This is a genomic window from Acetobacterium sp. (genome assembly GCF_039830195.1).
GTDB lineage: Bacteria > Bacillota > Clostridia > Eubacteriales > Eubacteriaceae > Acetobacterium.
This window is the reverse complement of record NZ_JBDODG010000030.1, coordinates 112,521-124,433: the sequence shown is the minus strand read 5'-3', so window position 1 is coordinate 124,433 and position 11,913 is coordinate 112,521. Positions and strand designations below refer to the sequence as shown.

Below are 11,913 nucleotides of genomic sequence, written 5' to 3'. Positions count from 1 at the left end.
TTTTTTGATTTCATTGATTATCTAAAGAATTAAGCCATCACTTCCTTGATGGCATTGTAGATGTCGACGTCGTTGGGCAGGACAAAGTTTTCCAGGTTGGGTGCAAAGGGAATTGGGGTATCCAGGGCGTTGACCCGTCTGATCGGGGCATCCAGATTGAAGAAGCAGGATTCCGAAATCATCGCGGCCAATTCTCCGGCAAAGCTGCCGCGTTTGACTTCTTCAGTGGCAATAACCACCCGGGTTGTTTTTTCAATCGAGTTGAAAATCATCTGCTTATCCAGCGGATAGAGGGTGCGGGGATCAATGACTTCCACGGAAATCCCTTCCTGCTCCAGTTTGGCTGCTGCTTTAAGCGCCTCATGAACCATTTTACCAGTGGCAACCACGGTAATATCAGTTCCGGCCCGTTTGATGTCGCCAACACCCAGTTTAATCGGAACAATCACATCATCGACATCGCCCTTCATGCCGTACATCGCTTTATGCTCAACGAACATGACCGGATCTTCGTCATCGATGGCGCTGAGCATCAGACCCAGGGCATCCTGTGGTGTGGATGGATAAACAACCTTTAATCCGGGAACATGAGTTAACCAGGCTTCTAATGATTGGGAGTGTTGGGCTGCGGCACTGACACCACCGCCACCGGGTAAACGGACAACCATCGGTACGGAAATATTACCCCCGAACATATAACGCATTTTAGCGGCCTGATTGACCAGTTGGTCCATCCCCACGGTTAAGAAGTCAATAAACATCAGCTCGGCAATGGGGCGTAAGCCAGTGGCCGCTGAACCGACGGCACAGCCAATGATAACGCCTTCGGAAATAGGGGTATCCCGAACCCGTTTATCACCAAACTCATCGAAAAGACCGGCCGTGACACCGAAACAGCCACCAAAGGCCCCAACATCTTCGCCGAAAATACAAACATTTTGATCTTCCCGCATTCTAATCCGCATTCCTTCACGAATGGCTTCTCCATATGTCATTTGTTTCATCTTGAACGAACCTCCTCAACAATATCATAGTAAATATCTTTAACTGCACTGGATAATTCCGGATAAGCACTGGCATTGGCAAACTCAATCGCTTCGGCAATTTCTTTAACGACGGAGTCCTGGAGTGCTTTCAGTTCGGAAGCCGTTACGATTTCGCTATCGATCATGTGTTTTTCAATCCGTGGCAGGGGATCTTTTTTCATCCACATTTCCTGCTCTTCGGTGGGTTTGTATTTACCGGCATCGCCTTCGAAATGGCCGCGGTGGCGGTAGGTTTTGCATTCGATCAGGGTTGGACCCTGGCCGTTGCGGGCTCGTTTAACGGCTTCTACCGCAGCTTCGTGAACCGCAATCACGTCATTTCCATCCACCGAGATGCCGGGAATACCATAGGCGCTACCGCGGTCAGCGATATCTTTAATGGCCTGATGACGGGATTGACTCATGGAAATACCATAGCCATTGTTTTCGCAGACAAAAATGACTGGTAGTTTCCAGATGCTGGCCAGATTCATGGATTCATGGAAGGTTCCCTGATTGGTTGAGGCATCGCCAAAAAAGCAGACGCAGACCTGGTCAGTGCCTCGATATTGAGCGCTGAAACCGGCTCCGACAGCCAGATTATGGCCGGCGCCGACGATGCCGTTGGCACCCAGAATACCCTTGGTAGCATCGGCAATGTGCATGGAACCGCCCTTACCCTTGCAGTAGCCGGTTTCTTTTCCGTATAGTTCGGCCATCATATATTTCAGATCGCCGCCTTTGGCGATGATGTGACCGTGGCCGCGGTGGGTACTGGTGATGTAGTCCTCATCGTTAAGGGCCTGGCAGACGCCGGTGGCAACCGCTTCTTCACCTAAATAGAGGTGCACAAAACCGGGGATCGCCCCTTCGGCAAAAAGGTTCATAGCCTTTGTTTCAAATTCTCTGATCCGTTTCATGCGGATGTACATGTCTTTGATAATTGCTTTATCAAGTTTCATAAATTCAATGTTCTCCTTTTTTGTATTATCCAAAGATTTCAGATGACTTATCTAATAACAAGAACCATGCCAACTTTAAAAATCAGCGGGACGTTTTTTAGAATGGCTTTAGAATGGGGTTTTATCTGGGAATAGATTTTTTTGCACAAAAAAAGATACGTCGGATTGCTCAGGCGTATCTCATAATTGCGAATCGTTTGTCTCAAGAATGAGAAAATTCTCACATTTGAGACATGTAACGATAATCTTTGATATCAATGTTGTACTTTTTTATTTTCCGGTACAGGGAAGCCCGGCTCAGGCCCATCATTTCGGCTGACGCCTCGACACAGCCCTGGGTTTCTTTGAGAATTTTTTCCAGATTAGCTTTGACCAGATCGTCCAGAGTCGGGCTGGCGGCCATCGGCAGAACACGGTTTTCTTCCCCATATTTTGGCGGCGGTGTGGGCAGATAATCGCTTGAGATAATCGGCTCGGGACACAGGTAAAAGGTTCGCTCAATGAAATTCTGGAGTTCTCTGACATTGCCTGGCCAGGGATGAAGCTTAAGACCGTCCAGAAATTCTTTGGAAAAGGTTTTGATATGCTCGGGATATTCCCGGTTGAGGCGGTCCAGGAAGTGGGAGGCGGCCCAGACAATATCATCGCCCCGCACCCGCAGTGGCGGAATGTGCAGATAAATCACATTCAGACGGAAATAGAGATCTTCCCGGAAGCTCTTGTTTTTGACCTCCTGTTCCAGATTGCGGTTGGTGGCAGCAATGATTCGGATATTCAGTTTACGTTCGCTTTGACTGCCGATCCGGGAAACGGTGCAGGTTTCCACCACCCGCAGCAGCTTAGCCTGAACTTCCAGCGGCATTTCGCCAATCTCATCGAGAAAAATGGTACCGCCTTCGGCCAATTCAAATTTCCCCGGCTTGCCTTCGCTGAGGGCTCCGGTAAACGCCCCTTTGACGTAGCCGAAGAGTTCGCTTTCGACCAGATCCCGGGGCAGGCAGGCGCAATTGACCACAATAAAGGGGCCCTGGGCAAAGGCACTGGCCCGGTGAATGGCGTGGGCAAACATTTCTTTACCGGTACCGCTTTCGCCTTCGATCAGGATGCACTTTTTAAAGCGGGCCATTTTTTCGGCCGTTTTGATAATCATCCGCATCTGCGGGTTTTGGGTGATGATGTCGGAAAAGGTATAGGTGGCCACGTTACCACTGACCCGGTTGACGGCGCTGTGGAGATGTTTGATTTCGCGGATGCCAATGGAGTAACCCTGAATTTTATCATTTTCCAGAATCTTCGAGACATTGGCGCTGCATTGAATTTTACGACTGCCGATATGGGCGGTGACATCGGTATAGTAACGGGTGGTTTCGTCATTATTCCAGATTTCACCGGCAACATCCATTTTCTTAAAGATTTTTTTAAAGCCGATGTCGTTGAACTCGTCCATGTTAAGATGGAGGACCTTCTGGGCGCCGACATTCATCCATTGGAGCGTCAGATTTTCATCGGTGACCAGAATCCCATCCTCGGTGCTGTCCAGAGAGGCCGACATTGATCGATAGGTATGGGAGAGCGCCAGTTCGTTCTCGATGCTGTAAGCCGCGGCCACCACGATCCCCAGGGTATGGGAGTGGAGTTTGTGGCTTTCGCCGGACATATTGAGGACGCCGATGATCTCCCCTTTGACATTGTGGATGGTGGTGGAGGAACAGGTCCAGGTATGATGGGAAACGCAGTAGTGCTCAGCACCGACCACATGAACCGGCCCATCTTCATCCAGGGCGATGCCGATGGCGTTGGAGCCCACCGCGTCATTGGTCCAGACGGTGCCTTTTAAAAAACGCAATTCGGAAGCCCGCATACTGACTACCTCATCGCCAATGGTATCCAGGAGCACACCGTTTTTGTCAGTTAAGACCAAAACAAAATGTGAAGATAAAACGATTTCATAAAGGTTCTGCATGATCGGCTGGGCGATTTTGATCAATTCCCGGTTTTCCGCCAACACCTGCTCCAATTGGCGGGCATCAATGCTTTCCCCCTTACCACCGTTCACATCCATATTTATTTTTTTACAGTATTCCCAGGAACGCTGGATAATTGGTCGGGTATTGCTATCCAGAATGCCATGTTCAGCAAAGTTTAGCCAGTTGTTTTTGAGTTTATTCAGATCAGGTTCCATCTTAGTTAATCCTTTCTGGAAAGAATGCAGCAAAACGACGGGGAACGGTGATTTTCTAAAGAAATTGGGCTGGGGGATCGGGCCAAGCAGCAGCAGTCGGGTAGCGACAGCTAAAGCAGATGCTAAAGTTGAGTGTTATTTTTTCCGGTCTTGTTGATTCACATTATAGCGGAGTTTTTAAAATAAATCAAAAATAATTGTAAAAAATAGGATTAGCTTAAATTTGCCGATCAAAATTCTAAACACCGGCAGGACGTATTGGGGTTGGAGAAAACGCCAAGTTGTGCTATATTATTTAAATAAAAAGAAACTTTAAGTAAGATTATTATAGTAAAATAGTAAAAATGACTGTTCAGGAGGAGCTTATGAACATTGAAATGAGGCCGCTAACTCAGGCAGATTTGCCACAGGCCACCGAAATCTGGAATTTTATTGTCACTGAAGCCAATAGTTTTCCCGGTGATCAGGTTCTTTGTGAAGCGGAAGCAGCCGCGATGTTTGCCCAGCAGACCGAAACGGTGTGCGCCCTCAGCGAAAATGAGGTCGTCGGACTTTATATCCTTCACCCCAACAATATTGGCCGCTGCGGGCATATGGCCAATGCCTCGTTTGGGGTCAAACAAGGATATCGGGGTAAGGGGATTGGACGTCTGCTGGTGGAAGATTGCCTCAAGCGAAGTCGCGACAATGGATTTAAAGGTCTTCAGTTTAATGCGGTGGTGGCCACCAATTATTCCGCCATTACCCTGTACCTGAAACTGGGTTTTAAAATCATTGGCACCATTAAAGACGGCTACCGATTAAATGATAACAGCTATGTGGACACCCTGATCTTTCTTAAGAGCTGGTAAAGACGAGTTGTCGCTAATTAATCGAAATCAGAAAGGGTGTGTAACCAATCGAACTATTAAAATTGAATGAAAAGGATTTTGAAAAAGTATACGCGCTGATGGAGTGCTCCTTTCCCATCGAAGAAGTCAGGCCCCGGGAAAATGCTAAAGCCCAATTGAGGAATCCCAAGTACTGCATTTGGATTTCAAAAAATGAAGCGGATCAAATCCTCGGGTTCATTGCCGAGTGGGATCTGGGGTCGAATCTTTTTCTGGAGCATTTTGCGGTGGTTCCGGCGCAGCGGGGCACCGGAATCGGTTCCGGAATGATGGCGGCTTATTTATCTCATGTGGTAAAACCAGTGGTGATTGAGGTGGAAGATGAGAAAACTGAAATCAATGCAAGACGGATTGGCTTTTATCAGCGGCTGGGCTTTTACCTGTCTGAATACGGCTATGATCAGCCGGTTATGCGGGGTGATATCAGTAAAAAAATCTCCCTCAAAATGATGACCTATCCGGAACCCCTCACAGCGGCGGGTTTTGAGATTTTCAGACAACAGGTATTTAGCCAAATCTACAAGATTATCAAGTAATAATAAATAAAAAGGATGAATTGCCCGGCAATTCATCCTTTTTATTTGTCGTTACTCTGCCGCTGCTGAGAATTTCAGGGGCAGATATTTATTTAAGTTTCAGGTAGTCAGATGGTAAGATCGATATGCTGGATGGTTCCGGCAGAGCCGTCTTCATTGAGATAGATCCCGGTGCGCTGGAGTTCGCCATTAGTCTGATTGCCGGCGCCCTTAAGAGCAAAGCTGGTACTGACGTTGCCCAGATAAATGGCTCCTACGCCTTGTTGACCCAGCGCCATCAAGACATCTTTGCCGGCAGCATCCTTGGACCAGATCTGCAGTTTATCATAGATGGCATCATTTTCATCGATCCAGTTATTGCCATCTGCATCGTATTGTGCCAGATCATCAAAACCGTTGCCGCTTTGCGGACCAAAGAGTTCGCTGCCGTCATTGATAGCGCCATCCTCATTCAGATCCAGGGCCAGAAAGCCGCTGCCGGGTCCGACAAAGGAAATTTGATCCAGAGTGCCATTGGCATCAATATCAAAAGCATATTTTTGCTCAGAGAGTGAGGCACTGCCGGTTCCAAAATTGATAACCAGCGGGTCGACTTGGACTGGTTGATCGCCTCCCTGGATGGTGAGATTGGATTGTGACATAAATTCCCGGCTGAGATTTAACTGCAGATCGATATTAATCTGTCGGCCATCTGAGGTCGTGACGGAGGCCTGGGCCTGGAATGAGGTGCTTTGGGATTCGTAATGGGTGACACTCTGATTGTATTCAAAGCCACCACCGGAAGAACCGCTGGCACTGTTGCGGGGCTGGGCACCAGCTAAACCCTGAGCCCATCCGGCCGCCGCGCTCAGCAGTGAACTCCGAGTGGAATAGGCGCTTTGGATCGCCTGACTCATTTTGGGATCTGCCAGGGTAGCTCTCGTCGGCTTGACGAATTTTATTTTTTTCTTGGTTAAAGCCTCGATCATCCGCTTTAACAGGAGCATCTCCTGCTCGTCTTTACTGGAAAGCGGTGTTGTTTCATCATCCCCGGTTGTCGCCGATATGGATGTCGGGGTATTTAACTGCAGATTTTTAGCCTGTTCGGATATTTCAAGGGTATCGATCCCCTTTGTCGGAGCACTGGGTGTGGTTGTAGCGTTACTTTGGGGTCCCCAAACTCTCAGGGATTCTACAGTTTTGGTTGCTGCCTGATAACTGCTTTGACTGGTCATTGCGACAGTTGAACTTTCGATTTTCATAAATCCACCTCCATGTTTTTACGAAATGATCACGCCCGAAAAAGACGCAATCCACTAACTTGAATATCGGCTGATTAAGAAAAAAGATAAGTATAAAATCGATCAAAAAACGAATAAAGTTGATTAATTTTCAGAGCGCAGCGATACGGTTTGACCATCCAGAATCATATTGGTGGTCCGCACCGCACACATTTTGCCGCACATCGAGCAGCTGTGTTTTTCTTCAGTCGGCGTACTTTCGTAATAATCGCGGGCTTTTTCGCCGTCAATGGCCAGCTCAAACATGGTATCCCAGTCAATCTGGCGCCGGGCATCGGACATCTTATTATCCCAGTCCCGGGCCTGGGGAATACCCTTGGCAATGTCAGCGGCGTGGGCGGCAATCTTGGTAGCAATGATGCCTTCCTTAACATCATTGATGTCGGGCAGCCGCAAATGTTCAGCGGGGGTCACATAACAAAGGAAGTCAGCACCGTTGGCAGCAGCGATGGCACCACCGATGGCGGCGGTAATATGATCATAGCCCGGAGCCACATCGGTTACCAAGGGGCCGAGGACATAGAAGGGGGCATTGTGGCACAGTCTTTTTTGAATAACCATATTGGCGGGAATTTCGTTGATGCCCATATGGCCGGGCCCCTCAACCATGACCTGGACATCTTTGGCCCAGGCCCGTTTGGTCAGATGACCCAGTTCGATCAATTCGCTGAGCTGCGAAGCATCAGAACTGTCGTCAATGCAGCCCGGGCGCAGAGCGTCCCCCAAACTGATGGTGACATCAAACTCCCGGAGGATCTCCAGAAAATCATCGTAATATTCATAAAAGGGATTTTCGTTACCGGTCATTTCCATCCAGGCAAAGATCAGCGAGCCCCCCCGAGAGACAATATTAGTGCGCCGGCCGGCCCGTTTAAAGGCTTCCACCGCCCGCTTGTTAATACCGGCGTGGATGGTCATGAAATCGACCCCTTCTTCGGCGTGGGCCCGGACTACTCGCATAAAATCCTGGGCGGTAATTGCCCGTAGATCTTTTTCCAGATAGCCGATGGCATCATACATCGGAACCGTACCGATCATGGCCGGTGACAGTTCAATCAGCTGTTTTCTAAAGGTATTGGTTTTTCCATAATTACTTAAATCCATAATCGCTTCGGCCCCAAATTTTAAAGAGAGTTTGACCTTTTCCAGCTCGACCTGATAGTCTTTGCAATCCCCGGATACCCCCAGATTGACATTAATCTTTGTTTTCAGACCGGTACCGATGCCTTCAGGAGAAAGGGACTGATGACGGATATTGGCCGGGATGGCAACCTGACCGCAGGCGACCAGATGCATGAGTTTGTTAACATCGAGGCCCTCCTTTTGAGCCACTGTTTCCATTGCCGGGGTGATGATCCCCTTTTTTGCCGCTGCCATTTGAGTGTTGTAATTTTTCACAGTATTTTCCTTTCAGAGTTGAATTTTGTGTATAAAAAAAGTGCCTTCCAGAATAGGAAAGCACCGAAAGCACGTATTAAAATTCAGTTAAAACGCCTTGCCTCCCTACGTTAGTATTAACTAACAGGTTCAAAGGGTCAGGTTTTAACCTTCTCAACAATAAGTCCCCCCGCAAATCAGTATTTAATTGTGAGCATTATATCATGGAAAATAAAAATGTCAACATCTCGAAGCCACGTAATGGTTTGATATCAGAAGCAAATTGGGATTGAAAGTGGAGTTAAAATTCATTGATATCCAGCGCCAGTAATCGCTTGACTGATGGTATTGGCAGAAAGATTGGCTTCACTTTCAATTATCCGGCTGATCGGACTTAAATTTTTCTTGTCAGGCATGGTAAACCCCTTTCTTAATAGACGGAGTATGAATAAATATTACGGTTAAATTAACAAATAGGGACTGTCATTTTTACCTGATTATTGTTATGATAGGATAAACAAGATTCACTTCAATTATAACAGTACCAGTTGATTGAAGTAATCAGATGATGCGATAAATTGAGCGGGAGATACTGAGCTGATATTCATTAATAAACAGAGATGGTGCTAAATGAAACTGAAATATAAAATAATTATAATCGCCCTTTGCAGTGCGGCGGTGCTTTTGGGGATCACCTATGGGATCTTTTATTGGGTCTTTTATGGCTATGTTGACGCAGCGCAGCGAAATCAGACCGACAAAGATTTTGAAATGGTTGAGACCATCATTGAAAATGAAAAAGAAAATCTCAACAGTATTTTGAAGGATTGGGCCTATTGGGATGATACCTATAATTTTATCAACAACCGGAATCAGGAATATGTGAAAGTTAATCTCAATGAAGAGACTCTGGAAAACCTGAGTTTGAATATGATGCTCTTTGTTAATCAAACTGGTGAGGTGGTCGGATACGGGGATTTTGGGCTGACGGAGGAAAAAGCGGCTGCGCTGGTCGTAAAAATCAGTCAGAACAACTTTTATACCGGGCTTCTGACTGATGATGAAGAAGCCAAAACAAATCTGATGATCCTCGACGGACAGCCATATTTGATTGCTTCCGGGCGCGTTAATAATTCCAGCCGCAATGCGATCAGCAATGGCAGTATGGTGATGGTCAAAACATTTGACGATCAAATGACAGCATATATTGAAGATTTAACCGGAGTTAATGTGGAATTAAATGAAGCAGGATCGTCCTCAACCATTCCGGTAAACCAGATTTTCAAACGAGAATTCGATGGTAAACCCTACCTCACTGCCAGTCGCCTCCAGCTGGATAGCTATGGGGAAGAGACCATTCTGATGACGATTTCCCGGATGGAAGAAAACTATAGCTTTGTAAAGCGCCAGTTCAATCTGTTTATGGCCAGTTTCGTGGGGCTGCTTTTATTTCTGCTGAGCATCGATTACTTTATTGTAAACCAATATTTTTTAAAGCGGATTGAAAGGCTGATTGCCTTTACTCAAGAAGTGGGATTAAAACGTGATGCAACGCTATCGATCGAAATGGATGGCAAGGATGAACTCAAAACTCTGGCGGATTCAACCAACCTGATGCTTCAGGAAATTGACCACGCCAATCAAAATATAAAAATGATGGATGAACGCTATCGTCTGATTATGGAAGCCACCAATGACGGGTATCTGGATATCTGGATAAAAAAGAAGGAGGCCTATATCAGCCCGGAATGGCGGCAATTAATTGGCTATCAGGGCGATGACGGACGTCAACTTTTTGAGGACTATTTTTCAAAAATCCATTGTGACGGCAAAAAACGACTGGAGCAACAGTTCACCGATATCTTTAGCGGAAGAGTCGATTATTTTGAAGAAGAGTATCGGGTGATCTCGAAATTGTCTGGGATTATCTGGGTATATCATCGCGGTAAGGTGGTTCAGCGGGATGAAAATAATGAACCGCTGCGATTTATCAGCACCATCTCTGATATTACGAAAAGGAAAATCAACGAGGAAGAAATTTTATTTTTAAGTTACTCGGATCCCTTGACCCGGCTCAAAAATCGGGATTATATGAAAATGCAGTTTGAAGTCCTCAGACAGCAAAAAGACGCCCATTATTTTATTATCATGTGTGATATCAACGGACTCAAGCTGACCAATGATGCCTTTGGCCACCAGGAAGGGGATCAGATGCTGATTGCCGTGAGCAATGTACTCAGACGAATATGCCGGCCTACCGATATTATTTCCCGATGGCCGGGCGATGAGTTTGTCGTGGTGCTTCAGGATATTAACCAGGAAGAGGTCTGTCAGATGATCCGGGATATTACTGACGAAATTGAGAAAATCCGGGAGTTCCATTTGAATATCAGCATCGCCATGGGTTATGCTGAAAGTAATGAGGAGTTGAAAAGTCCGGAAGATGTGCTGAATCTGGCGGAAAACCGCATGTATCGGAACAAACTGATGGAAAGCACCAGTTCCCGAAATGCCACGATCCGCTCGCTGGCCCGAACCCTTCATGAAAAAAGCACCGAGACGGAAGCCCATACGATGCGGATTGCCCAGTTGAGCAAAGCGTTGGGCAGTCGTCTGGAGCTGCGCAAAGATCAGCTCGACGAACTGGAGCTGCTATCGCTGCTCCATGATATTGGAAAAATCGGAATTCCGGAGTATATTCTTGACAAACCAGCCCGGCTCAGTAACGAAGAATGGGAGATTATTAAAACGCATCCCGAGATTGGTTACCGGATTGCCCAGTCAACGCCGGCACTGGAGCATATTGCCGAATATATTCTGGCCCATCATGAAAAATATGACGGAACCGGTTATCCCAATGGGCTGAAAGCTCAGGAAATTCCATACCTCGGTCGGATCATCAACGTGGTTGATTCTTTTGATGTAATGACCCACAGCCGCAGCTATAAAAAAGCCAGCGATTTATCTTATGCCATCAGCGAGTTGAAAGCCTGTTCCGGCAGCCAATTTGATCCGGAAATCGTCAGTGCCTTTCTGCAGATGATCGAAGAAGAAGGCTTGCCGTGCAGCTGGAAATTTCAATAGCAATGGCTAACCAGAAAAACTAAAATATAAAAAATTTGAGGAGGAATAAGTCGTGACAGAGATGATTCAATTAGGGGCCATGGCTCCGGATTTTACATTAACGGATCAAAATGGTGAGATGGTTACCCTGAGCCAGTTTAAAGGGAAAAAGGTGCTATTGTCCTGGCATCCCCTGGCCTGGACATCAGTTTGCACCGATCAGATGCGATCACTGGATCGGAATGCGGATCGTTTTGCGGACAAAAATACCGTGGTACTGGGCCTCAGTGTTGATCCCCAGCCCAGCAAATCGGTGTGGGCCCGGGCCTTATGTCTGAAGCAGCTGAAGATCCTTTCAGATTTTAATCCCCTGGGGGCAGTCGCCCAAGCCTATGGGATCTTCAGCGACGAACATGGGGCTTCCAAACGAGCCAATATTCTGATCAATGAAACTGGAATGGTGATCTGGGTCAAGAAATATGAAATTCGTACCCTGCCAGATGTCGAAGAAGTGTTGGGGAAAATATAATCTGGTGAAAGCTACCGAGTCAGGATGGTTAAAGCTTAACGACCCGAAGCAAATTGTTAATTTAACGGT

At 46.8% G+C, this 11,913-nt stretch carries 9 protein-coding genes and 1 riboswitch; of the genes, 4 read left to right on the top strand and 5 right to left on the bottom strand.

Going from position 1 to position 11,913, the window contains the following annotated elements; genetic code table 11:
• Positions 1-29 precede the first annotated feature (29 nt).
• The 3 genes from ABGU93_RS09190 to ABGU93_RS09180 all read right to left on the bottom strand — a co-directional run bounded on the left by ABGU93_RS09190 (position 30) and on the right by ABGU93_RS09180 (position 4,169).
• Positions 30-1,004: an alpha-ketoacid dehydrogenase subunit beta gene (locus tag ABGU93_RS09190; RefSeq protein ID WP_347413168.1), complete on the bottom strand. Its 975-nt coding sequence runs from the start codon at positions 1,002-1,004 to the stop codon at positions 30-32.
• Positions 1,001-1,987: a thiamine pyrophosphate-dependent dehydrogenase E1 component subunit alpha gene (locus ABGU93_RS09185; RefSeq protein ID WP_347413167.1), complete on the bottom strand. Its 987-nt coding sequence runs from the start codon at positions 1,985-1,987 to the stop codon at positions 1,001-1,003. Before ABGU93_RS09185 ends, ABGU93_RS09190 begins: the two co-directional genes overlap by 4 nt.
• Before the next feature lie 220 nt (positions 1,988-2,207).
• Positions 2,208-4,169 (bottom strand): sigma-54-dependent Fis family transcriptional regulator, encoded by a 1,962-nt coding sequence (locus tag ABGU93_RS09180; RefSeq protein ID WP_347413166.1) that lies wholly within the window; start codon positions 4,167-4,169, stop codon positions 2,208-2,210.
• Positions 4,170-4,534: 365 nt separating this feature from the next.
• Here ABGU93_RS09180 and ABGU93_RS09175 point away from each other — a divergent pair, with 365 nt between their 5' ends.
• Entirely contained in the window at positions 4,535-5,020 is a 486-nt protein-coding gene (locus tag ABGU93_RS09175) for an N-acetyltransferase (RefSeq protein ID WP_347413165.1), read from the top strand.
• Between the two features lie 62 nt (positions 5,021-5,082).
• Positions 5,083-5,595 (top strand): GNAT family N-acetyltransferase, encoded by a 513-nt coding sequence (locus tag ABGU93_RS09170; protein WP_347413164.1) that lies wholly within the window; start codon positions 5,083-5,085, stop codon positions 5,593-5,595.
• Positions 5,596-5,702: 107 nt separating this feature from the next.
• On the opposite strand, the gene ABGU93_RS09165 is transcribed toward ABGU93_RS09170, so the two are convergent.
• Entirely contained in the window at positions 5,703-6,836 is a 1,134-nt protein-coding gene (locus ABGU93_RS09165; protein WP_347413163.1) for a hypothetical protein, read from the bottom strand.
• A 123-nt stretch (positions 6,837-6,959) separates the two neighbouring features.
• Positions 6,960-8,252 carry a phosphomethylpyrimidine synthase ThiC gene (thiC, locus tag ABGU93_RS09160; protein WP_347413199.1) on the bottom strand — a complete coding sequence of 431 codons (1,293 nt, stop codon included), beginning with the start codon at positions 8,250-8,252 and terminating at the stop codon, positions 6,960-6,962.
• A gap of 105 nt (positions 8,253-8,357) precedes the next feature.
• Positions 8,358-8,454, bottom strand: a riboswitch (TPP riboswitch).
• A gap of 428 nt (positions 8,455-8,882) precedes the next feature.
• Between thiC and ABGU93_RS09155 the strand changes: the two genes are divergently transcribed.
• Positions 8,883-11,336, top strand: coding sequence for an HD domain-containing phosphohydrolase (locus tag ABGU93_RS09155; RefSeq protein ID WP_347413162.1), 2,454 nt, complete (start codon positions 8,883-8,885; stop codon positions 11,334-11,336).
• Between the two features lie 61 nt (positions 11,337-11,397).
• Positions 11,398-11,844, top strand: coding sequence for a redoxin domain-containing protein (locus ABGU93_RS09150; RefSeq protein WP_347413198.1), 447 nt, complete (start codon positions 11,398-11,400; stop codon positions 11,842-11,844).
• The last annotated feature ends 69 nt before the right edge of the window (positions 11,845-11,913 follow it).